Raw genomic sequence first — 20,801 nt, forward strand, 5'->3', positions numbered from 1 at the left:
GCCGCTCGCCGCCGTCGCGAGCGCTCAGTCGCCCGCGGGGAGCACGGTCGCTCCGGGCGCGGGGGAGGACGCCACCCGTGCCGTGCGGCAGGTGCCCGAGGCCGTCAGGGCCGCGGCGACGCGTCGCGCGGACTCGGTGTCCTTGGTCAGGAAGGCCGTGGTGGGGCCCGAGCCCGAGACCAGGCCCGCCAGGGCGCCCGCCGCCGTGCCCACGGCGAGGGTGTCCGCCAGGGACGGGAAGAGGGACAGGGCGGCCGGTTGGAGGTCGTTGGCGAGAGTCCCGGCGAGGGCCGCCGTGTCGCCCGTGCGCAGGGCGTCGAGGAGCGCGGGCGAGGCCGTCGGGGCGGGGACGGTCCGGGCCGCGGTCAGACGGTCGAACTCCCGGTAGACGGCGGGCGTGGACAGTCCGCCGTCGGCCGTGGCGAAGACCCAGGCGAAGGGGCCCGCGACCGGCAGGGGCGTCAGCCGTTCGCCGCGGCCGGTGCCCAGGGCCGCGCCGCCCACCAGGCTGAAGGGCACGTCACTGCCCAGCGAGGCGCACAGGGCGAGGAGTTCGTCCCGCGGCGTCCGCGTGCCCCAGAGGGCGTCACAGGCCAGCAGCGCGGCCGCGCCGTCCGCGCTGCCGCCCGCCATGCCGCCCGCGACCGGGATGTCCTTGGCGATGTGCAGGTGCACGTCGGCAGGGCGGTCGTACCGGGCCGCGAGCGCGATCGCCGCACGGGCCGCCAGGTTGGTCTCGTCCAGGGGGACCTGGGAGGCGTCGGGCCCCGAGCAGGTGATCCGCGGGCCGCCGGGCGACGGGGTCGCCGTCACCTCGTCGTAGAGGCCTACCGCCAGGAAGACGTTGGCCAGGTCGTGGAAGCCGTCCGGGCGGGCCCCGCCGACCGCGAGCTGGACGTTGACCTTGGCCGGGACCCGTACCGTGACGCTCGCACCCATTTACCCGACCCCTTTGTTCTCGGAGCTCCCGGTGTTCCCGGTGTTCCCGGCGCTTGCGGCGCTCCCGGCGTTCTTGTTCTCGGCGACGCGTGCGAACTCCTCGACCGTCAGCGCCTCGCCGCGCGCCTGCGGCGACACCCCGGCCGCGACCAGCGCCGCCTCCGCCGCGGCGGCCGAACCCGCCCACCCGGACAGCGCCGCCCGCAGCGTCTTGCGGCGCTGCGCGAAGGCCGCGTCCACGACCGCGAAGACCTCGCCCCTGGAGGCGGTGGTCTTGACCGGCTCGGCGCGGCGTACCAGGGACACCAGGCCGCTGTCGACGTTCGGCGCGGGCCAGAAGACGTTGCGGCCGATGGCCCCGGCCCGCTTCACCTCGGCGTACCAGTTGGCCTTCACCGACGGCACGCCGTACACCCGCGAGCCCGGCGCGGCCGCCAGCCGGTCGGCGACCTCGGCCTGCACCATGACCAGGGTGCGCTCGATGGTCGGGAAGGCGGCCAGCATGTGCAGCAGCACGGGCACCGCGACGTTGTACGGGAGGTTGGCGACCAGCGCGGTGGGCGCGGGGCCCGGCAGCTCGTCCACGAGCATCGCGTCGCGGTGGACGAGCGCGAACCGGTCGGCCCTGGCGGGCATCCGGGCGGCGATCGTCGCGGGCAGCGCGGCGGCCAGTACGTCGTCGATCTCGACGGCGGTGACCCGGTCCGCGGCCTCCAGCAGCGCCAGCGTCAGCGAGCCGAGGCCGGGGCCGATCTCGACGACCACGTCGTCGGCGCGCACCTGGGCGGTGCGCACGATCCTGCGCACCGTGTTGGCGTCGATGACGAAGTTCTGGCCGCGCTGCTTGGTCGGGCGCACGCCGAGCGCCGCGGCCAGCTCGCGGATGTCGGCCGGACCCAGAAGGGCGTCCTGCGGGTCTTGAAGGCCCTGGGGGCCCTGCGGGTCATCAGTGGGGCTGCTCACCGCTCAAGGGTAAGCGGCCCCGGCAGGTCACCGGCGCAGTCTGCCTCCGCAGTGCGGCCACGGGCTGGCGCCCCGCTGGACGTACAGCTTCTTCGCGCGGTACGTCTGCTCGGCGGCCGGCGCGTCCTGGGGGCGTCCGCTGCCGCCGAGGGCCTGCCAGGTGCGTACGTCGAACTGGTACAGGCCGCCGTACGTGCCCGACGGGTCGGTCGCGCTCGGGCGGCCGCCCGACTCGCAGGCCGCGAGGGCGCTCCAGTTCAGGCCGTCCGCGCCCGCGACCGACGTGGGGCGCGGCTTGGTGCCGAACCGCACGCGCTGGGTCCGCGGCTCGCGCACCACATCCGACCGCAGCAGCTTCGGCTTCTGCTTGACGCCGTTGACCGTGCGCACGGAGTAGACGAGGCGGCGGGCGCCGGGGCGGCCCGGCTGCTCGACGACCTCGGCGCCCCGGTAGAGCGAGGCGTCCGGGGTGCGCTCCACGGCGAAGGGGAGCCGCTCCTCGCGTACCTCCCTGGTCGAGCTGATCCGCAGCACCGAGACGGTCTGGCCGTCGCGCGGGAAGCTGGACGGCGGTACGGAGGTGGTGTCCTGGCCGCGCAGGGTGATCCCGGCCTGGTCCACGGCCTCGCGTACGGTCGCCGCGTTAGTGCGGACGGTGCGCTCGCGCCCGTCGGCCATGACGGTGACGGTGCGCTCGGTACGGACGTCGAGGCGCAGCCCGTCACGGGAGATCCGCTGTCCGGGCGGGGCCGAGAGATAGGCGCCGTCGGCGCGTACGTCGAGCTCGCGGAGCATCCCGGCGACGGTGTGCGCGGTGGTCCACTCGCGGCGTCGCTGCCCGTCGAGGGTGAGGTCCACCGGGCGGCCGTAGCGGACGACGATCTCGTCGCCGTTGGCCAGGTCGGCGCCGGGCGCGGGCGTGACGCGGTCGTGCGGGCCGAGTTCTAGACCCTCCCTGGCGATCACCTCGCCGACCTCGTCCGCGAAGGTGTGCAGCTCGCGCGGCTCCTCGCCGTCCACGGAGAGCTTGATCGCCTTGTCCTCGGCGACGAACGCGGAGGTGCCGCCCGCGAGGAACGCCACGACCAGGGCCTGCGGGACCAGGCGGCGCAGCGTCTCGGGCCGCCCGTCGGCCTTCTTGCGGCGCGCGGCCCTGCGGGCCTCGGCCCGGCTCGGGTGCGGGTGCGGGTGCGGGTGCGGATGCGGGGGCAGGGGCAGGGGCGGCTGCGCGGCATCGGGCCTGGGCGCGGGCACGGATGCGGGCACGGATGCGGGGTCTGGCTCAGCGTCCGGCTCGCGTACGGGCGTGACGGGCGCGACGGGCGTGACGGATGTGACGGGCGCGACGGGCGCGACGGGCGCGGGAGCCTGATGGGGCAGAAGGCGGGGCTCGGTCGGCGCGGAGGCGACGGCGAAGGCGTCCACGGTCGCCGCACGGCGGCCACGAGCACCGCGCCCGCGGCCATGACCGCGCCCCGAACGATGGCTGCCCTGCGAATTGCTCACGACGACGCTCCGGTCCAGCGAATCGGGTCCAGCGAACCTAGCGGAGCAACCTAGCGGAGCGGGCGTCACTCTTCAAAGTCATCGCGCTACGCTGCGTCGTCGCGTTTGCGGTACGTCAGTAATCGAACGCGCGCGCCGTATTGGCGCTCACCGCCATCGCCAGCGTGTCCTCGTCCACGTCCTTCACCGCGGCCATGGCCCGCAGCGTGACCGGGATGAGATACGGGGCGTTGGGCCGACCGCGGTACGGCGTCGGGGTCAGGAAGGGCGCGTCGGTCTCGACCAGGACCAGCTCCAGCGGGGCCACCCGCAGGGCGTCGCGCAGAGGCTGGGCGTTCTTGAACGTCACATTGCCCGCGAAGGACATGAACCAGCCGTTGCGCGCGCACACCTCGGCCATCTCCGCGTCGCCCGAGTAGCAGTGGAAGACGGTGCGCTCGGGCGCGCCCTCCTCCTTCAGGACGCGCAGCACATCGCTGTGGGCGTCCCGGTCGTGGATGACCAGCGCCTTGCCGTGCCGCTTGGCGATCTCGATGTGCGCGCGGAAGGACCGTTCCTGGGCCTGGACGCCGTCGGGCCCGGTGCGGAAGAAGTCGAGCCCGGTCTCGCCGACCCCCCTGACCTGGTCGAGCCCCGCGAGCCGGTCGATCTCGGCGAGCGCGTCGTCCAGCGCCGCGTCGCCGCCCGCCGCCCGCGCCCCCTGCCGGGACCACCCGGCGGGGTCGCCGTGCACGATGCGGGGCGCTTCGTTGGGGTGCAGGGCGACCGTCGCGTGGACGTTCCCGTACGCGGCCGCCGTGTCCGCAGCCCAGCGGGAGCCCGCCAGGTCGCAGCCGACCTGCACGACCGTGGTGACCCCCACCGCCGCCGCCTTGGCCAATGACGCGTCCACCGTGCCCGCCTGCATGTCGAGGTGGGTGTGCGAGTCGGCCACCGACACCCTGAGCGGCTCCGGCAGCGGCGGTGCGGCGTCTTTCTGGCTCATGCCCCCAATCCTACGAGCCGTTCATACGCGCCCTCGCTCCTACCCGCCCTCGGCCCTGCGGTGCTGGAAAGGGTGCAACGCCTCCTGGCGCTGGTTCAGGATGTCCAGGACAGAGGAGACGCGTCCGGGCTGCATGATGCGTACCTTGTGCCCGCCACAGTTCACGCAGGTGGGCCGGGCTATCGGGGACGGCACTCGCTCGCCGTTGACCATGTACATAACGAACTCGTTGCCGAAGCCGTCGATGTAGTGCTCGATGTCGTAGGACTGCGCCCAGCTGTACCCGCAGTCCAGGCAGGCGAACCCGTATGACTCCTGAACGGTCGCGATGGCCTGCGTAGGCCGGGGCGCCGCCGCGGGTCCGGGCGCCGCGGGGCCGGGCGCCGCGGGTCCGGGCGCCGCAGGGCCGGGCGCCGCGGGTCCGGGTGTCGTGCCGGTGGTGCTGCGGCCGGTGATCTCACTCATGCCAGCTCCTCTTGTCCGCTGGACAGGCATGTCCGGGACGAAAGCGTCCCTTCGACCATTGGACGCCTCTCCCGATAGGAGCGCACCAGGCCTGTCGATTCTTGGAGCTGTTTTTGTGCTTTCTCGGTAAAACCACCCGGTGCGCGTCCTGCACTTTGCCTTTTACGATAGCTCTTTACCGCCCTTTGGGGCTTTTCCAGCCGCGTTCTTCGCCGCCACCACCGCGTCGAACACCTCACGCTTGGGCAGCCCCGCGTCGGCCGCGACCGCCGCGATGGCCTCCTTGCGCCGCTCCCCGGCCTCCTCCCGCACCCGGACCCTGCGCACCAGCTCGTCGGCGTCGAGTCGCTCGGTGGACTCGGGGGCGCCCCCGACGACCACGGTGATCTCGCCGCGCACCCCGTCGGCCGCCCACGCGGCGAGCTCCGCGAGAGAGCCGCGCCTGACCTCCTCGTACGTCTTGGTCAGCTCCCGGCACACGGCCGCCCTGCGCTCGGGGCCGAACACCTCGGCCATCGCGGCCAGGGTGTCGTCCAGGCGGTGCGGGGCCTCGAAGTAGACGAGGGTGCGGCGCTCGTCCGCGACCTCGCGCAGCCGGGTCAGCCGCTCCCCGGCCTTGCGCGGCGGGAAGCCCTCGAAGCAGAAGCGGTCGACGGGCAGCCCGGACAGCGCGAGCGCGGTGAGGACGGCCGAGGGACCCGGCACCGCGGTGACCCGGATGTCCCGCTCGACGGCGGCGGCGACCAGCCGGTAGCCGGGGTCCGAGACCGACGGCATGCCCGCGTCCGTGACCAGCAGCACCCGCGCGCCGTCCGCGAGCGCCTCGACCAGCTCCGGCGTACGGGCCGCCTCGTTGCCCTCGAAGTACGACACCGTCCGTCCGCCCGGCTGCACGCCGAGCGCCTGGGTGAGGCGGCGCAGCCTGCGGGTGTCCTCGGCGGCCACGATGTCGGCGGCCGCCAGTTCGGCGGCCAGCCGCGGCGGCGCGTCGGCGATGTCCCCGATGGGGGTTCCGGCGAGCACGAGCGTCCCGGCGGGCACGAGCGTCCCGGCGGTCGTTCCAGTCGTTGCAGTCACAGGCCCATCCTCGCAGGGGCGCGGCCGGGCGCCGTGTCAGCGCGGGCGACGCACAGCGCACAGCGCACAGCGCACAGTGCGCAGAGCGCACGGAGGGCACGTGGGGCTCGCAGGGTGTGTGAAGCGTCAGGGTGCTGAGATCACTCAGACTCGTTCCCTACGATGGCGCGGTGACGAGTACCGCGTCTTCCACCGACGCCCGGCAGGGCCAGGCACCCGAGAAACAGCCGGGGCCCCCGAGCTGGCAGCGACGGCTGCGCCGGTTCGGGTACGCCGCGCCGCCCAGGACGAGCGTCGGAGGCCGGCTGGTCCCGCCGTACGCCGAACCGAGCCGTCAGCTGTGGACGGCGCTCGGCGTGCCCGCCCACCTCACCGCGCCGCTGCACCGCGCTCTGGCCTGGGCGGGACCGCTGCTGGTGGCGCTGGTGGCCGGGGCGCTGCGGTTCTGGCAGCTGGGCAAGCCGAACGCGGTGATATTCGACGAGACGTACTACGCCAAGGACGCCTGGGGCCTGATCAGCCGCGGCTACGAGGTCAAGTGGCCGGACGACGTCAACGACAAGATCATCGCCGATCCGTCGTCGGTGCCGGTCCCCGCCGACCCGTCCTATGTGGTGCATCCGCCGGTCGGCAAGTGGGTGATCGGGTTCGGCGAGTGGCTGCACGGGTTCACGCCGTTCGGCTGGCGTTTCATGGTGGCCGTGCTCGGCACTCTGTCGGTGCTGCTGCTGTGCCGGATCGGCCGCAGGCTGTTCCGCTCGACGTTCCTCGGCTGCCTCGCGGGCGCGCTGCTCGCCGTGGACGGCCTGCACTTCGTGATGAGCCGCACGGCGCTGCTCGACCTGCCGCTGATGTTCTTCGTCCTGGCGGCCTTCGGCTGCCTGGTGGTGGACCGGGACAAGGCGCGGGCGCGGCTCGCCGCCGCGCTGCCGACCGGTGCCGACGGCGTCCTACGCGCCGACGCGCGCGTCGCCGACACCCTGCGGCTCGGCTGGCGGCCCTGGCGGATCGCGGCGGGCGTCTGCCTCGGCCTGGCCTTCGGCACCAAGTGGAACGGCCTGTACATCCTGGCCGCGTTCGGGCTGCTGACGGTGCTCTGGGACGTGGGGGCGCGGCGGGTCGCGGGGGCGCGGCGGCCGTATCTGAGCGTGCTCAAGCGCGATCTGACGCCGGGGTTCCTGGCGACGGTGCCGGTGGCGCTGGCGACGTACGTCGTGTCGTGGAGCGGCTGGCTGTTCACGGACAAGGGCTACTACCGGGACTGGGCCGCCGTGCACGGCGCGAGCACGGGCTGGGGCTGGGTCCCGGAATGGCTGCGCAGCCTGTGGCACTACGAGTTCACGGTCTACAAGTTCCATGTCAACCTGACGTCGGAACACCGCTACGAGTCCAGCCCCTGGAGCTGGCTGGTGATGGGCCGCCCGGTCTCGTACTTCTACGAGTCACCCGAGCCGGGCCAGGGCGGCTGCCCCGCCGACGCGGCCGACAAGTGCGCCAGCGAGGTGCTGGCCCTCGGCACCCCGCTGCTGTGGTGGGCGGGCTGCTTCGCCATCGCGTACGTCCTGTGGCGCTGGCTGTTCCGGCGGGACTGGCGCGCGGGGGCGATCCTGTGCGGGATCGGGGCCGGATTCCTGCCGTGGCTGATGTACCAGGAACGCACGATCTTCGTCTTCTACGCGGTCGTCTTCGTCCCGTTCATCTGTCTCGCCCTGGCCATGATGACCGGCGCGCTCATCGGCCCGCCGGGTTCTTCGGAGCGTCGTCGGGTGGTGGGCGCGGTCGGGGCCGGTGTGCTCGTCCTGCTGATCGTCTGGAACTTCATCTACTTCTGGCCGCTCTATACCGGCGAGGTGATCCCGACCGAATCCTGGCGGGCCAGAATGTGGCTGGACAGCTGGATCTGACCACTCCGTTCCAGAACTGAACATCCCATTCGCATAACCCTCCGATAACCCACGACAAGCCGGTCACTCCCACCCCGTAAGGTGCAGACCAGCACCCCTGACTGTTACGCCGTCAACCCAGCGGACGACACGTCCGGGAGTGCGTGACCGCAAAGGGGAGGGGAGCGCATCATGCGCAACGGGGCGAAGCACGCCCTGATCGGCGGAGTGTTCGCCGTGATGGTGGGGGGCGCGGGATACGGCGCCTGGAATCTGTACGACGGGATCTCGGGAGGCATCAGCTCCACGTCGTCCTCGTCGTCCTCGTCGTCCTCGTCGGACAAGCCGTCAGAGGACCGGACGGGCCCGCCGAGCGCGGACGAGGTCCGGGACACGGCCAAGGGGTTCCTGGAAGCGTGGGCCAAGGGCGAGACGTCGGTCGCGGCCGGATACACCAACAACGCCGCCCAGGCGGGCGCCGCGCTCGCCGGGTACGCGAGCGAGGCGCACATCACCGACGTGAAGCTGACGCCGGGCGAGGCGGTCGGCGCGAAGGTGCCGTTCTCGGTCGAGGCGACGGTGTCGTACGAGGGCAAGTCCAAGCCGCTCACGTACGAGTCCGAACTGACGGTGGTACGCGGAGAGACCACCGGGAAGCCGCGGGTCGACTGGCAGTCGTCGGTGCTGCATCCGGAGCTGCGGAACGGGGACGCGCTGCGGACGGGTGAGGCGTCCTCGCCCGAGATCAAGGCGGTGGACCACAGGAACCGCGAGCTGACCGCCGAGAAGTACCCGTCGCTGGCCGCCGTACTGCCCCAGCTGCGGCAGCGGTACGGCGAGACGGCCAAGGGCACGCCGGGCGTGGAACTGCGGATCGACCGGGCGGGCGACGAACTGCCGGACGAGACGCTGGTCACCCTCCAGAAGGGCAAGCCGGGCCTGCTGCGGACGACGCTGGACGCGGACGTACAGGCGGCGGCGGAGACCGCGGTGAAGCAGTACGCCCAGTCGTCGGTGGTCGCCATCAAGCCGTCGACGGGTGAGATACGCGCGGTCGCCAACAACCGCGAGGACGCGTTCAACGCCGCGTTCGAGGGGGAGATCGCGCCCGGCTCCACGATGAAGATCGTGACGGCCGCGATGCACATCAACAACGGGTTCCTGACTGCGGACGGCCCGGCCGAGTGCACCCCGAACGCCCTGTGGTTCGGAACCAAGTTCACCAACCTCGACGGGTTCTCGATCCCCGGTGGAGGCACCTTCAAGCAGAGCTTCGCCCGCTCCTGCAACACCGCCTTCATCAAGCCGATCACGAAGTACAAGGACAACCGCGACGAGACCGCGCTCGGCACGACGGCCAAGCAGTACTTCGGCATCGGCCTCACCTGGAGCGTCGGCGTCAGGACCCATGACGGGGACGTGCCGCGGTCCTCCGGCTCGGAGACCGCCGCCTCGTACATCGGCCAGGGCAAGCTCCGCATGAACCCGCTCAACGTGGCGTCCATCACCGCCACCGCGAAGACCGGGTCGTTCAAGCAGCCGACCATCGTTCCGCTGTCGCTCGACGACCGGAAGCCCGCCACGGCCGCGCCGCTGCCCGCCGGAACGGCGCAGCAGCTGCGGTCCATGATGCGGCTCACCGCGACCGCCTCGTACGGCACCGGCACCAAGTCCCTGGCGGGCCTGGGCGGCGACAAGGGCGCCAAGACGGGCTCGTCCGAGGTCGACAACGCCACCCCCGACAGCTGGTTCACCGCGTTCCGTAACGACCTCGCGGCCGCTGCGGTCGTCCGCGCGGGCGGACACGGCAGCGACGCCGCGGGCCCACTGGTCGCCAGGGTGCTGGCGGCGGGCAACTGAGCCCGCGCTCTCCGAAATCCGCCCGGTCAGGGAACCGCACCTGGAACCACACCGGCCCCTATAGGGTCCTCACCCTGAGGACCCTATAGGGGCCGGTTCGCGGAGGAAGCGTGGGAGCAGCATGAGCGCCGGGCAAGCACAAGGGCAGGACAACCAGCCACGTGGGCGGAGCAGGGTCGCCCTGATCGCCCGCGCGGCCGCCGTCGTCGTGGCCGGGCTCGGGCTCGGCGCGTGCTCCCTGGTCGGCGACGGCGGCAAGGGCGACACCGCCGAAGACCGGGTCAGGACGGGCCCGTTGACCGCCGACGAGGTCCGCGAGACCACCGACGCGTTCCTCACCGCCTGGGCGAAGGGCGACGCGGCCGCCGCGGCCGCGCACACGGACGACAGCGCCGCCGCCGAGGCCGCGCTGACCGCGTACCGCGAGCAGGCCCACATCGCCAAGGTGAAGCTCACCCCGGACAAGGGTGAAGGAGCGGACGTCAAGGTGCCGTTCGCGGTCGCGGCGACGGTCTCGTACGAGGGCGGGACCAAGCCCTTCGCGTACGACTCCGAACTCACCGTGGTGCGCGGGCCGCAGGACGGGAAGCCGCTGGTCGACTGGAACCCGGCCATCGTCCACCCGGACCTGCGCGCGGGCGACACCCTGCGCACCAGCGAGACCGGCACCCCGCCGATCAAGGCCCTGGACCGCGACGGCGGCGAGCTGACGAAGGAGGAATTCCCCTCGCTCGGCACGGTCCTGGACTCGCTGCGCCAGCGGTACGGCGACAAGGCGGGCGGCTCACCGGGCGTCGAACTCCAGGTCGTACGCGGCACATCCGGCACCGGAGCGGACGCCGACGCCGACGCCGCAACGGAAGACACGGAAGCCGAAGCTGACGCAGCGGCCTCCGAGTTGCCCGACAAGACTCTGCTCACCCTCACCAAGGGCACCCCCGGCACTCTCAGGACCACGATCAGCGCCGCCTCGCAGGCCGCCGCCGAGCAGCAGGTGAGCAAGCGCGAGCGGGCCTCGGTGGTCGTGCTCAAGCCGAGCACCGGCGAGATCCTGGCCGCCGCCAACTCCCGCCCCGACGGCTTCAACGTGGCGTTCCAGGGCTCGCTGGCCCCCGGCTCCACGATGAAGATCGTCAGTGCCTCGCTGCTCCTGGAGAAGGGCCTCGCGGGGATCGACGAACAGCACCCTTGCCCCAAGTACTCCTCGTACGGCGGCTGGAAGTTCCAGAACCTGGAGAAGTTCCAGATCGACGGCGGCACGTTCCGGCAGAGCTTCGCCGCGTCCTGCAACACGGCCTTCATCAGCCAGGCCGACGAGCTTTCGGACGACTCGCTGACCAAGCAGGCCAGGGAGGTCTTCGGGCTCGGCGGCAACGACTGGGCGATCGGCGTGCCGACCTTCGACGGGGCCGTACCGGTGCAGCGGGACGCGCCGATGGCCGCCTCGCTGATCGGCCAGGGAGGGGTGCGGATGAACCCGCTGAACGTCGCGTCGTTCCTGGCCACGGCGAAGACCGGCACGTTCAGGCAGCCGTACCTGGTCGCTCCGTCGGTCGACGGCCGGAAGCTGGCCACGGCGTCGCGCGAGATGTCCGCGTCGACCCACGACCAGCTGGTGCGACTGCTGCGCACCACCGCGACATCCGGCTCGGCGGCCCCGGCGATGTCCGGGCTCGGCTCCGACATCGGCGGCAAGACCGGCTCCGCCGAGGTCGACAACCAGGAGAAGCCGAACGGCTGGTTCACCGGCTGGTACGGCGATCTGGCGGCGGCGGCCGTGATCCAGGAGGGCGGCCGGGGCGGCGAGTCGGCGGGCCCGGTGGTACGGGAGGTCCTGCGCGCGGGCAGCTGACGCGGGCGTACGGGCGGCCGGGCGGCCGGGCGTACGGGCGGGGCGGGCGTACGGGGCGGGGCGGGCCAGGAGCGGGACCGGGCCGGGGCGTCCGCCACCGGCCCCGATACCGGTTCGCGTGCCCCCTGCACCTACCGTTAGCGTGCGGGGCGGGGCGGGCCAGGAGCGGGACCGGGCCGGGGCGTCCGACCGCGGCGTACTCGACCACGCCACGGTCTGGGCGGCCGCGGGCACCCCGTACGCCGTCTTCCCGATGGACCCCAAGACGCTGATCGCCCACGCGGGCGGCACGCTGGCGGACGTGCGCGAGCGCACCGCGTGACGCCGCTCGTCGCGGCGGCCGTGGTGCTTGGCGGCCGTCACCGCACGCCAGCTGGAACGCGAAGCCCACCACCTCAAGGAGCGCTTCGGCGCGCCCCGGATCGCGGCGGCGGGCCTGATGGCGGTGGGCATCGGCCTGATGCTGCATGCGAGTTGAGGCGGGTCAGGGAGCGGCGGTCCGGCCTAGGGTGTCGATGTGAGTGATTCGAGTTCGAGTCCTAGTTCTAGTCCGAGTCCGGGTGGGTCTGATGCGGGCCGGCCGCCGTTGCCGAAAGGTTGGCGGCGGCTCCTCTTCCGGCTGCCGATCCGGCTGTACCGGGCGCGGCTGGGCTGGCTGTTGGGGCAGCGGTTCCTGTTGCTGGAACACGTCGGGCGGAAGTCCGGGCTGCCGCGCCGGGTCGTGGTCGAGGTGGTCGCGCGGGACGATCCGTCCGGGCCTTCCTGGACGGTGGCCTCGGGATTCGGGCCGAAGGCCGCGTGGTACCGGAATCTCCGGGCCACGCCTCGGGTGACGATCCAGGTCGGCCCCCGGCGCCACGAGGTCGTCGCGCGGTTCCTGTCGCCGGAGGAGGGCGGGGAGCTGATGGCGCGGTACGCGGTGCGGCACCCTAAGGTCGCGCGGCGGCTGACCGCCTTCATGGGGTTCGAGGTGACGGACGGAGACGTGGAGGAGTTCCGGCGGGCGGGCCGGTCGATCCCGTTCGTACGGTTCGAGCCGGACGAACGGGACTAGGGCCTGACCGGTCAGGCGGTCTCTACGGGGAGTCCCGCCTCGACCCAGTCCTGGATGCCCTCGCGGTACTTGCGGACGTTGGTGTAGCCGAGGGCGGCGAGCCGGTCGGCGACCTGGCCGCTGTTGGGGCACGCCGGGTTGGAGCAGTATGTGACGATCGCGGCGTCCCGGTCGGGGAGCAGGGTGGACGCCTGGGCGCCGACGTCGGCGAGGACCAGCGGCACCGCGCCCGGCAGGTGCTGCTGGGCGTAGTACTCGCCGCCGAGCGCGTCGACGACGGTGACGGACTCGTCCTTGATCGCCGCGGCCAGTTCGTCGCGGGTGATGAGCGCGGTCATGTCGCTACCTCCAAGGGAATCGGACTACAGTCCTGTTATGGCTCACGACATTAACGGACCGCAGTCCGGTTCGGCAACACCCCTGGAACTGCTGCGTACGCCGCCGCCCAAGGAGCGCGCGGACGCGGCGCGCAACCGCGCCGCGGTGCTGGAGGCGGCCGCCAGGCTGTTCGCCGAGCGGGGCGTCGACGCGGTGTCCATGGACCAGGTGGCGGCGGCCGCCGGCGTCGGCAAGGGCACCCTGTTCCGGCGCTTCGGCGACAAGTCAGGGCTGGCCGCGGCGCTGCTGGACGCCCGTGAGCGGGTGTTGCAGGAGGCGATCCTGCAGGGGCCGCCCCCGCTCGGTCCCGGCGCCCCGGCGGATGAGCGGCTGGCCGCGTTCGTCGGCGCCTACCTCGACTATCTGCTGGAGCATCTGGCGCTGGTCCGGATGTCCGAGACCGCCACGCCGGGCGCCCGCTACCGGATCGGGGCCTACCGCTTCTGGCACCAGCACACGGTGCTCCTGCTCGCCGACGCGCCCAACTCCAACCCCAACTCCAACCCCAACCCCAACCCCAACCCCAACCCCGACCCCGAGCACACCGCCCACGCGCTGCTCGCCGCGCTCGCCGCCGAGCACGTCGCCGCACTCCTGCCGGAACTCGGCGCGGAACGGATCCGCGACGGCCTGCTCCACCTCGTGCGCGTGCTCACTTCCTGATGACCGCCGCCCCCGCCGACTGTGCGGGGCTGCGCACGCCCGCACCGCCCGTGCGTCGTAAGGAAGCCGGAGGTCCCTACAGGGTTCCGGCCGGTCGGTATGCCTGTCAGCGTTTGGCGCGTCACACACATCCGGCGCACGTCGCGCGCCGGTCCCGCCCGGCTGCCGGCACCGGGGCGGTGACGACGTCGCGACGTGCGCCGCGCCCGCCTCAAGGGAGTTGAACGTGCTGAAGCATTCAGTCGCACCGCACCGGCGCCCCGCCCGATCCCGCCGTGCCGGTCTCGCGGCGGCCGCGCTGGCCGCCGCGGGGTCACTCAGCCTGGCCACGCTGCCCGCCGCCCAGGCCAGCGAGGCCGCGTCCGCCTCGGCGGCGCGGTACGAGGTCGAGACGAAGGAAGTCTCCAGGTGGTCCGCCGTCGGATTCGGCGGCGGCACCATCTACCACCCCGCCGACGGCGGTGAGTTCGGCGCCGTGGCCGTCTCGCCCGGCTTCACCGCCAGCAAGTCCACCCTGGCCTGGCTCGGCCCGCGGCTGGCCGAGCAGGGCTTCGTCGTGTTCATCATCGACACGAACTCCGTCTGGGACTTCCCGGCCAGCCGTGGCGACCAGCTGCTCGCCGCACTCGACCACCTGACCCAGCGCAGCGCCGTACGGGACCGCGTCGACGCCGACCGGCTGGGCGTGATGGGGCATTCCATGGGCGGCGGCGGCTCGCTCGAAGCGGTCAAGGACCGGCCGTCACTGAAGGCGGCGATCGCGCTGACCGGCTGGAACATGGACAAGACCTGGCCCGAGGTGAGCACGCCGACCCTCGTCGTGGGGGCCGAGAACGACGGCATCGCGCCGGTCGCCTCGCACTCCATCCCGTTCTACAACGGCCTCCCCGGCGGCCTCGACAAGGCGTACCTGGAGCTGAACGACGCCGGGCACCTCGCGCCGAACACCAGCAACGACACGATCGCGAGGTACAGCATCGCGTGGCTGAAGCGGTTCATCGACGGTGACACCGGCGCGAGCGACACCCTCTGTCCGGGCCCGGCGACGGGCCCGGAGGTGTCGGACTACCGCAGCACCTGCCCGTTCTGACGGACGCCGCGCACGCCGGCACGCACACCGAAACACGCACACCGGAACATGACGGTGTGCACATGCCCACCGCTCGCCATGACCGCCTGGACCGTGCTACCTGAATCCGCAGGGTACGGACGGCGTCGCTTCCGCTGGCTCGTTGCAGATGCCTATGCCTAACCTGGCGGTCATGGACGACGAGCGGACCCTGCGCCGGGAGCTCGCGAGGGCGCTGCTCGCGGACCTCGACCGGCTCACGGATGACCTGGTGGCCGACATCTGCGCGCACAGCCCGGTGTACGCCTCCGGAAGCCCGGTCTCCCGCGAGGATCTGTGGAGCATCTGCCGCCGCAATGTGGAGCTGGCCCTCAGCGCCATCGGCGAACTGCCCTCCAGCGGCCGCCATATCGAGGCGGCCGCTGACGAGACCGGGCGGCTGCGCGCCGAACAAGGCGTGCCGCTGGCGGCCGTGCTCAAGGCGTTCCGCCGCGGCGGGCGGGTCATCTGGCAGGCGATGGCGGACCAGCTGCGGGACCGGTCGCCCGTCGGGCAGAGCGCGCTCGGGGACGTGGCGGGGGCGGTGTGGGAGGCCATCGACCGCTTCTCCTCCGTCATGGCTGACAGCTACCAGCTCACCACGGTGGAGCTTCAGCACCGGGCGGACTCCCGGCGGGGCGCGCTCTTCGAGGCGCTGCTCGACGGGCGGGGCGACGACCCGGTCGTGGCCGCCGCGGCGTCCGCCGCGCTCGGGGTGCCGGTACGCGACCGCTATGCCCTGGTCGTCATCGCCCAGGACCCGGCGTCGCCGACCGAGCCGGGACCCGCGCTGGAGGCCGACGGGCTGTGGTCCTTCTGGCGCCCGCGAACCAAGGGCCTGGCCGGGCTGGTCAAGCTCGGCTCCGCCGAGAGCGACGAGCTCACGGAACTCCTGCGCAAACACGTGCACCGCGCGACGGGTGTCTCACCGCCGTTCGATGAGCTGGCCCTGGCCGGTCAGGGGCTGCGGCACGCGGAACGGGCGCTCGCGACACTCCCGCCGGGCAGCGGCGAGGTCGCCGCGCTCGACGACCGGCTGGCGCATGCCGTCCTCGCCGCCGACCGGGAGATGGCCGACCGGACGGTGCGGCGCTACCTGGACGGCGTCCTGCGCAGCGGCTCCGAGCGCCCGTTCCTGCTGGAGACGCTCCGAGTCTGGCTCGACGAGGGCTGTTCGGCCGCACGCGCCGCAGAGCGGCTGTACTGCCATCGCAACACCGTGCTCAACCGCATCGGGCGGATCACCGAACTCACCGGCTGGCCGGCGGAGTCCGGCGAGGCCCGGCTCGGCTGGGCGCTCGCGCTACGGGCGCTTGAGATCGCGCGGTGAGCGCGGGGCGCGGACTTCCGTTGTGCCGCATCCCATCCGAGCCCCGAGAAGGCTGGGCTTTTGCTTAGAGTTGCGCCCCTGCCCCTTCAAGCCACTCGCGGTCTGTCCGCACCATGTCCTGCGACCACATTCCCGGACGTGGGAGCCGCGATGAAGACCACGCACACGCCTCGGCCAGCGCCGGGCGGCGTGCTGCCGGAGGAACACCGCCGGTCCATGAACGGGCTGCCGCCCGAGCTGGCCGCGATCATGCGGCCGGAACTGCCCAGCCTGATCGGGGAGATCGGGGCCGAGATCCGCAGCCGGATACCGGAGTACGCGGCCCTGTGCGACGGCCCGTACGGCCGAGCGGTGGAAAGCGTCATCCGGCAGGCCCTGGGCGCGTTCGTGGAGAAGGTGGCCTCGCCCGCCGCGTCCACCGCGCGGCGCGATGAGACCCTGCGCCGCTTCGGCCGCTTCGAGGCGTACGAGGGGCGCGGCCTGGACACGATGGAGGCCGCGTTCCGGCTGGGCACCCGGATGGCGCTGCGCCACGCCCGCACGGTCGCCCGACGCTACAGCCTCCCTCCCGGACTGCTGCTCAGCTTCGCCGACGCCCTGATCGCGTACCTGGACGAGCTGGCCGCGGTGGCCCGCGAGGGCTATCTGGAGGCCAAGGCGGAGACACGGCAGGGGCGGGACGCCCAGCGCCGCCGGCTGCTGCGTCTGATCCTGGCCGGAGCCGCCGCACCCCGAGCGGTTCTGGCCGAGCTGTCCGAGCGGCTGAAGTGGCCGCTGCCGGATGAGGTGGCGCTGCTGGCGTTCGCCCCGGACGGGCTTCCGCTTCGGGGCGGCCTCGGTGACGACGCGCTCCTCGACCTGTCCGGCGACCAGCCCTGCGCCCTGCTTCCGGGCCCGCTGGACGACGGGCGCCGGACGGCGCTGGAGCCGGCTCCGGCGAGTGTGCGCGGGGCGGTGGGGCTGACCGTGCCGATCGCCGACGCCCCCGAGTCGCTGCGCTGGGCCCGGCGGGCGCTGTCGCTGGTGAACCAGGGCGTCCTGCCGCCCGCCCCCCTCACGTACTGCGCCGAACACCTGGTCACGCTACTGCTGTTCGCCGAGCCGACGCTGATCGACGCGCTCGCCCGGCAGCAGCTTCAGAGCCTCGCCGCGCTCACCCCGAGCCAGCGCGACCGCCTGCTCGAGACCCTGCGGGCCTGGCTGGACACCCAGGGCAACACGGTGCGGATGGCCGAGCGGCTGCGTCTGCACCCGCAGACCGTGCGCTACCGGATGCGTGGCCTGGACACGGCCTTCCGCGGCCTCCTCGCCGACTCCGACGGCCGTTTCGCGGTCGAGATCGCGCTGCGCGCCCTCCACCGGTGAGTCACGCCGCCGCCGTGCGCGGGTCGAAGCCGAAGGGCAGCTCCAGGCGGTGGGCCCGCATCAGGGGCTCGTCGCAGAGGATGTCCGGCGTCGGGCCGTCGGCGGCGATGGCGCCCTCGCTGAGGATGAGGGAGCGGGGGCAGAGTTCGAGTGCGTACGGGAGGTCGTGGGTGACCATGAGGACCGTGACGTCCAGCGCGCGCAGGATGTCCGCCAGTTCGCGGCGGGACGCCGGGTCGAGGTTGGAGGAGGGTTCGTCGAGTACGAGGATCTCCGGGTGCATGGCGAGCACGGTCGCGACGGCCACCCGGCGACGCTGGCCGAAAGAGAGATGGTGCGGCGGGCGGTCGGCGTAGGCGTCCATGCCGACCTGGGAGAGGGCGTGGTGGACTCGGGCCTCCAGTTCGGGGCCGCGCAGACCGGCCGCGGCGGGGCCGAAGGCGACGTCCTCGCGGACCGTGGGCATGAAAAGCTGGTCGTCGGGGTCCTGGAAGACGATGCCGACGCGGCGGCGGATCTCGGCGAGGTTCGGCTTCGACACCGGGAGCCCGGCGACCCGTACCGAACCGGCTCCGGCGGTCAGGATGCCGTTCAGGTGCAGGACCAGGGTGGTCTTGCCCGCGCCGTTCGGGCCGAGCAGCGCCACCCGCTCGCCGCGCGCGATCGTGAAGTCGACGCCGAACAGGGCCTGGTGGCCGTCGGGGTAGGCGTAGGCGAGGCCGGAGACCTCCAGCGAGGGCGTGCGGTCCTCCGGAGAGGGCGTGCGGTCCTCCGGCGAGGGTGCGGGGCCCTCCGGTGAGGGTGCGGTCGGCTCGGTCATACGGTCCATCCCAGAAGGCAGATCAGGAGAGCGGCGAGGGGGAGGGTCAGGGCGTGCGCCCACTGGCGGCCGGTCGCGGTGACCTCGTCGATGACCGGCATCGCGCCCGCGTAACCGCGGCTGATCATCGCGAGGTGGACGCGTTCGCCGCGCTCATAGGAGCGGATGAACAGGGCCCCGGCGGTCTTGCCGAGTACGCCCCAGTGCCGTAGGCCCCTGGCCTGGAAGCCGCGTGACTCGCGGGCGATCCTCATACGGCGCATCTCGTCCGCGATCACATCGCCGTAGCGGATCATGAAGGACGCGATCTGGACGAGCAGCGGCGGCAGCTTGAGGCGCTGGAGGCCGAGGAGCAGTTCGCGGAGTTCGGTGGTCGAGGCGAGGATGACCGAGGCGGCCACCCCCAGCGTGCCCTTGGCCAGGATGTTCCAGGCCCCCCACAGGCCGCTGACGCTGAGGGACAGGCCGAGTACGTCGACCCGCTCGCCCTGGGCGATGAACGGCATGAGCACCGCGAAGGCGACGAAAGGCACCTCGATCAGCATGCGGCGCAGGACGAAGAGGGCGGGCAGCCGCGCCGCCGCCGCTGCCACCGCGAGCAGCAGCGCGTAGAACCCGAACGCCCAGACCGCCTCGCGCGGGGTCGAGACGACCACGATGACGAAGCAGAGGACGGCCGCCAGTTTGCAGTGCGGCGGGAGCGCGTGTACGGGGGAGTGGCCGCGCCGGTACAGCCGGTGGGCGTGGCCCGCCCCCATGTCAGGCGGACCCCGAGGCGGACCCCGAGGCGGATTCCGCGGCAGACCCCGAGGCGGACCCCGGTACGCGGCCGTCGGCGGCGCTCGCCGCGCCGCTCGCCCGACGGCGGCGGGCCGCCCAGAAGACGCCGCTGCCGAGCGCGAGCGTGGCGGCGACGCCGATCGTGCCCGCGAGGCCACCGGAGAGGCGCTCGTTGGCGAGGTCCTTGACGCCGTAGTCGGCGAGCAGCCAGTCCGCGCCCGCGTGGTCCTCTGCCTGCTCGGCGAAGCCCTTGTCGTCGGCGACCTTCTCCAGGCCGTCGGGGCTGGCCGACGCGTAGAAGCTGACGAAACCGGCGAGGAGCAGGGAGACGACCAGGCCGATCGCCCAGACCTTGCGGGGGGAGCGCGCGGCGACCGGCGCGGCGGCGGCGTCGGAGGCGGGCGCGGCGTCCACCAGCTCGCCGCCGACCCGCAGCTTGAGCGGCGCGGACAGGCCGCGCGCGCCGTACACGAGGTCGGGGCGTACGGCGATCACCGCGCCGACCGTGAGCGCGGTGATGGCGGCCTCGCCGAGCCCGATCAGGAGGTGCACGCCGACCATGGAGGCCAGGACCGTGCCGACGGGCACGTCCGTGGTGCCGCCGACGGCGAACAGCAGGGTGAAGGCGGCGGCCGATGCGGGCACCGAGACCAGCGCGGCGACGAAGGACGCGGCGGTGACCGAGCGGCGGCCCCGCGGCAGGACCATGACCAGGCCCCGGAAGAGCGCGTACGCGACGAGAACCGTCACGATGCCCATGATCGTGATGTTCACGCCGAGCGCGGTGAGGCCGCCGTCCGCGAACAGGACGCTTTGCATCAGCAGTACCACGGACATCACGAGGACACCGGTGTAAGGCCCGACGAGTATCGCGGCCAGCGCCCCGCCGAGCAGATGGCCGCTGGTGCCCGCGGCGACCGGGAAGTTCAGCATCTGGACGGCGAAGATGAACGCGGCGACCAGGCCCGCGAGCGGCGCGGTGCGCTCGTCGAGCTCCCTGCGCGCGCCGCGCAGCGAGACGGCCACCGCTCCCGCGGCGACGACGGCGGTGGCCACGGACGCGGGCGCGTTGATGAATCCGTCGGGGACGTGCATGAGCGGGCTCCGGCTTCAGGATCGCAACGGGTTCCGCATGGTGCGGTTCATGCGGGGGCGGGGCGGGGATGGTTAACCACCCGAGCGTCTTCGCGGGGGCGGGCAACCGTCTGATGATGGTGTCTGTTGCGAACCATGCGCAAGAGCGCCCAGGGCACAGGTAGCTACCGAGCTGTGGAATATATGGGACATTTAGTAATGAAAGCCGTGCGACCGTGAGGAGTCTTCCGATGTCCGCCGTCGTCGAGGAACACGCACTGGCCCACATCGTCTCCGACTCCCCGTACGAGCACCGCGCCCTGCCGGTCGACCTGCGCTACGACCCGGACGCCGACCCGCGCACGGTGCGGGTGAGCTTTCCCGGCTCCGCCGACCCCCGCGAGGTCGGCCGCCAGGAGTGGGCCTTCACACGTGAGCTCCTGGAGCGGGGGCTGCGCGCCCCGGCCCGCAGCGGGGACGTCCGCATCTGGCCGTGCGGGCGAGTGCAGGCGGTGATGGAGTTCCACTCGCCGCAGGGCGTGGCGGTCGTCGAGTTCGACTGCGTACCGCTGATGCGGTTCCTGCGCCGGACGTACGCGGCCGGGGCGGCGCTGCCGCGCTGAGCCGCCCGGCCCTGAGCGCCGGCCCCGAAACGGCGAGCCGCGCCGCTCCCCTGCCGGGGAACGGCGCGGCCCTGTG

General features: G+C 72.8%; 20 protein-coding genes and 1 pseudogene. 11 read left to right on the plus strand and 10 right to left on the minus strand.

Translation table 11 applies throughout. The annotated features are described in order from the left end of the window. Positions 1–24 precede the first annotated feature (24 nt). The 6 genes from ACX6XY_RS20660 to rsmI all read right to left on the minus strand — a co-directional run bounded on the left by ACX6XY_RS20660 (position 25) and on the right by rsmI (position 5,935). Positions 25–939: a 4-(cytidine 5'-diphospho)-2-C-methyl-D-erythritol kinase gene (locus ACX6XY_RS20660; RefSeq protein WP_460332674.1), complete on the minus strand. Its 915-nt coding sequence runs from the start codon at positions 937–939 to the stop codon at positions 25–27. Beyond that, a complete protein-coding gene (rsmA, locus tag ACX6XY_RS20665) occupies positions 940–1,902 on the minus strand; it encodes a 16S rRNA (adenine(1518)-N(6)/adenine(1519)-N(6))-dimethyltransferase RsmA (RefSeq protein ID WP_460332676.1) in 963 nt (320 codons plus the stop codon). A gap of 27 nt (positions 1,903–1,929) precedes the next feature. Continuing rightward, on the minus strand, positions 1,930–3,408 hold the full coding sequence (locus ACX6XY_RS20670; RefSeq protein WP_460332678.1) for a ubiquitin-like domain-containing protein: 1,479 nt from the start codon (positions 3,406–3,408) through the stop codon (positions 1,930–1,932). 115 nt (positions 3,409–3,523) lie between these two features. After that, positions 3,524–4,393 carry a TatD family hydrolase gene (locus tag ACX6XY_RS20675; protein ID WP_460332680.1) on the minus strand — a complete coding sequence of 290 codons (870 nt, stop codon included), beginning with the start codon at positions 4,391–4,393 and terminating at the stop codon, positions 3,524–3,526. Between the two features lie 39 nt (positions 4,394–4,432). Beyond that, entirely contained in the window at positions 4,433–4,858 is a 426-nt protein-coding gene (locus tag ACX6XY_RS20680; RefSeq protein WP_460332682.1) for a hypothetical protein, read from the minus strand. Positions 4,859–5,020: 162 nt separating this feature from the next. Then, complete coding sequence (rsmI, locus tag ACX6XY_RS20685; RefSeq protein WP_460332684.1) at positions 5,021–5,935, minus strand: 16S rRNA (cytidine(1402)-2'-O)-methyltransferase; 915 nt, start codon at positions 5,933–5,935, stop codon at positions 5,021–5,023. 170 nt (positions 5,936–6,105) lie between these two features. Between rsmI and ACX6XY_RS20690 the strand changes: the two genes are divergently transcribed. From ACX6XY_RS20690 to ACX6XY_RS20715, 6 genes and pseudogenes are all read left to right on the plus strand, one after another. Further along, the gene (locus tag ACX6XY_RS20690; protein WP_460332686.1) at positions 6,106–7,839 is read left to right on the plus strand and encodes a dolichyl-phosphate-mannose--protein mannosyltransferase; all 1,734 of its coding nucleotides are present in this window, start codon (positions 6,106–6,108) and stop codon (positions 7,837–7,839) included. A 171-nt stretch (positions 7,840–8,010) separates the two neighbouring features. Then, complete coding sequence (locus ACX6XY_RS20695) at positions 8,011–9,678, plus strand: penicillin-binding transpeptidase domain-containing protein (RefSeq protein WP_460332688.1); 1,668 nt, start codon at positions 8,011–8,013, stop codon at positions 9,676–9,678. 121 nt (positions 9,679–9,799) lie between these two features. Next, positions 9,800–11,530, plus strand: coding sequence for a penicillin-binding transpeptidase domain-containing protein (locus ACX6XY_RS20700; RefSeq protein WP_460332690.1), 1,731 nt, complete (start codon positions 9,800–9,802; stop codon positions 11,528–11,530). Between the two features lie 184 nt (positions 11,531–11,714). After that, a pseudogene (locus ACX6XY_RS20705) lies at positions 11,715–11,852 on the plus strand (YbaK/EbsC family protein); the annotation flags it as partial. A gap of 27 nt (positions 11,853–11,879) precedes the next feature. Beyond that, positions 11,880–12,008, plus strand: a complete 129-nt coding sequence (locus tag ACX6XY_RS20710; protein WP_460332729.1) for a hypothetical protein — start codon at positions 11,880–11,882, stop codon at positions 12,006–12,008. A 108-nt stretch (positions 12,009–12,116) separates the two neighbouring features. Next, complete coding sequence (locus ACX6XY_RS20715; RefSeq protein WP_460332692.1) at positions 12,117–12,584, plus strand: nitroreductase family deazaflavin-dependent oxidoreductase; 468 nt, start codon at positions 12,117–12,119, stop codon at positions 12,582–12,584. An 11-nt stretch (positions 12,585–12,595) separates the two neighbouring features. On the opposite strand, the gene ACX6XY_RS20720 is transcribed toward ACX6XY_RS20715, so the two are convergent. Beyond that, complete coding sequence (locus ACX6XY_RS20720) at positions 12,596–12,922, minus strand: rhodanese-like domain-containing protein (protein ID WP_460332694.1); 327 nt, start codon at positions 12,920–12,922, stop codon at positions 12,596–12,598. A gap of 37 nt (positions 12,923–12,959) precedes the next feature. On the opposite strand from ACX6XY_RS20720, the gene ACX6XY_RS20725 reads away from it, so the two are divergent. The 4 genes from ACX6XY_RS20725 to ACX6XY_RS20740 all read left to right on the plus strand — a co-directional run bounded on the left by ACX6XY_RS20725 (position 12,960) and on the right by ACX6XY_RS20740 (position 17,428). Next, positions 12,960–13,625: a TetR/AcrR family transcriptional regulator gene (locus ACX6XY_RS20725; RefSeq protein ID WP_460332696.1), complete on the plus strand. Its 666-nt coding sequence runs from the start codon at positions 12,960–12,962 to the stop codon at positions 13,623–13,625. Positions 13,626–13,851: 226 nt separating this feature from the next. Then, positions 13,852–14,715, plus strand: a complete 864-nt coding sequence (locus ACX6XY_RS20730) for a poly(ethylene terephthalate) hydrolase family protein (RefSeq protein ID WP_460332698.1) — start codon at positions 13,852–13,854, stop codon at positions 14,713–14,715. Between the two features lie 172 nt (positions 14,716–14,887). Next, entirely contained in the window at positions 14,888–16,063 is a 1,176-nt protein-coding gene (locus tag ACX6XY_RS20735) for a PucR family transcriptional regulator (RefSeq protein WP_460332700.1), read from the plus strand. A gap of 150 nt (positions 16,064–16,213) precedes the next feature. Next, positions 16,214–17,428: a PucR family transcriptional regulator gene (locus ACX6XY_RS20740; RefSeq protein WP_460332702.1), complete on the plus strand. Its 1,215-nt coding sequence runs from the start codon at positions 16,214–16,216 to the stop codon at positions 17,426–17,428. 1 nt (position 17,429) lies between these two features. On the opposite strand, the gene ACX6XY_RS20745 is transcribed toward ACX6XY_RS20740, so the two are convergent. Genes ACX6XY_RS20745 through ACX6XY_RS20755 form a run of 3 tightly spaced genes read right to left on the minus strand, consistent with a single transcriptional unit; the run spans position 17,430 to position 20,123 of the window. Beyond that, positions 17,430–18,248: an energy-coupling factor ABC transporter ATP-binding protein gene (locus ACX6XY_RS20745; RefSeq protein WP_460332704.1), complete on the minus strand. Its 819-nt coding sequence runs from the start codon at positions 18,246–18,248 to the stop codon at positions 17,430–17,432. Continuing rightward, complete coding sequence (cbiQ, locus tag ACX6XY_RS20750; RefSeq protein ID WP_460332706.1) at positions 18,245–19,006, minus strand: cobalt ECF transporter T component CbiQ; 762 nt, start codon at positions 19,004–19,006, stop codon at positions 18,245–18,247. Before cbiQ ends, ACX6XY_RS20745 begins: the two co-directional genes overlap by 4 nt. 1 nt (position 19,007) lies before the next feature. Next, complete coding sequence (locus tag ACX6XY_RS20755) at positions 19,008–20,123, minus strand: energy-coupling factor ABC transporter permease (RefSeq protein WP_460332707.1); 1,116 nt, start codon at positions 20,121–20,123, stop codon at positions 19,008–19,010. A gap of 230 nt (positions 20,124–20,353) precedes the next feature. On the opposite strand from ACX6XY_RS20755, the gene ACX6XY_RS20760 reads away from it, so the two are divergent. Continuing rightward, entirely contained in the window at positions 20,354–20,725 is a 372-nt protein-coding gene (locus ACX6XY_RS20760) for an SsgA family sporulation/cell division regulator (protein ID WP_460332709.1), read from the plus strand. Positions 20,726–20,801: the final 76 nt, after the last annotated feature.

The sequence above is a fragment of the Streptomyces sp. O3 genome (assembly GCF_054788135.1).

Bases quoted from the DNA above. Each gene is read 5' to 3' on its own strand.
- ACX6XY_RS20740 (WP_460332702.1), top strand. From the start codon at position 16,214: ATGAAGACCACGCACACGCCTCGGCCAGCGCCGGGCGGCGTGCTGCCG.
- cbiQ (WP_460332706.1), bottom strand. From the start codon at position 19,006: ATGGGGGCGGGCCACGCCCACCGGCTGTACCGGCGCGGCCACTCCCCC.
- ACX6XY_RS20725 (WP_460332696.1), top strand. From the start codon at position 12,960: ATGGCTCACGACATTAACGGACCGCAGTCCGGTTCGGCAACACCCCTG.
- ACX6XY_RS20675 (WP_460332680.1), bottom strand. From the start codon at position 4,393: ATGAGCCAGAAAGACGCCGCACCGCCGCTGCCGGAGCCGCTCAGGGTG.
- ACX6XY_RS20660 (WP_460332674.1), bottom strand. From the start codon at position 939: ATGGGTGCGAGCGTCACGGTACGGGTCCCGGCCAAGGTCAACGTCCAG.
- ACX6XY_RS20720 (WP_460332694.1), bottom strand. From the start codon at position 12,922: ATGACCGCGCTCATCACCCGCGACGAACTGGCCGCGGCGATCAAGGAC.
- ACX6XY_RS20735 (WP_460332700.1), top strand. From the start codon at position 14,888: ATGGACGACGAGCGGACCCTGCGCCGGGAGCTCGCGAGGGCGCTGCTC.
- ACX6XY_RS20680 (WP_460332682.1), bottom strand. From the start codon at position 4,858: ATGAGTGAGATCACCGGCCGCAGCACCACCGGCACGACACCCGGACCC.
- ACX6XY_RS20695 (WP_460332688.1), top strand. From the start codon at position 8,011: ATGCGCAACGGGGCGAAGCACGCCCTGATCGGCGGAGTGTTCGCCGTG.
- ACX6XY_RS20745 (WP_460332704.1), bottom strand. From the start codon at position 18,248: ATGACCGAGCCGACCGCACCCTCACCGGAGGGCCCCGCACCCTCGCCG.
- ACX6XY_RS20700 (WP_460332690.1), top strand. From the start codon at position 9,800: ATGAGCGCCGGGCAAGCACAAGGGCAGGACAACCAGCCACGTGGGCGG.
- ACX6XY_RS20760 (WP_460332709.1), top strand. From the start codon at position 20,354: ATGTCCGCCGTCGTCGAGGAACACGCACTGGCCCACATCGTCTCCGAC.
- ACX6XY_RS20755 (WP_460332707.1), bottom strand. From the start codon at position 20,123: ATGCACGTCCCCGACGGATTCATCAACGCGCCCGCGTCCGTGGCCACC.